Here is a 505-nt window from a genome sequence, read left to right as displayed (position 1 = left end):
GGTTAATATCATATATCTTTTTAACTTCGTTACGTCCTTTTTCCCCGTAATCAGTAAATAAGCTGACATAACGACGATCATTAAGGATATAAATACTCCACCCACAGTATAGTTTGCCAGACGATAAAATGAAACTACATCGGGATAGGATAGATAGGGAAGTATCTCGTTTCTTAAGGCGTAAGGGACCATATACAAGCCTAATAACCCCATGAAAAGGCCAAAAGTAAAACTTATCTTATCTTCGAGAGTTTGTTTTCCATCCATGATATTTTTCATATTTTTTTACTTAACAATTGGCTATTCATACCTAATGTATCCGATATTCTCGGTGATCTCGCTTCTAACTCTCGTATTTTGGCTATTATTCTCTCAGATAAGCCGTACTCTTTATCTATTTCACCGAGAGCAAATGTAAAAAATACTAAAATCACGGCCACTGCAATAAAAGTAAGGCCGATGCTGGCTGCGGTTCCTACCATAATTAATGAACTCAAGGTGCGGG

The 505-nt window shown here is 36.8% G+C and carries 2 protein-coding genes; both read right to left on the bottom strand.

Annotated elements, in window-relative coordinates:
• Positions 1 to 267: hypothetical protein (locus tag YALDO0001_RS21640; protein ID WP_217283972.1), on the bottom strand; the 267-nt coding region annotated here is incomplete at its 3' end.
• Positions 268 to 275: 8 nt separating this feature from the next.
• On the bottom strand, positions 276 to 505 hold a 230-nt coding region (locus YALDO0001_RS21635), incomplete at its 5' end, for a hypothetical protein (protein ID WP_042840677.1).

It is taken from the genome of Yersinia aldovae ATCC 35236 (assembly GCF_000173735.1).
Taxonomy (GTDB): Bacteria; Pseudomonadota; Gammaproteobacteria; order Enterobacterales; family Enterobacteriaceae; genus Yersinia; species Yersinia aldovae.
This window is presented reverse-complemented; position numbering and strand designations above follow the sequence as displayed.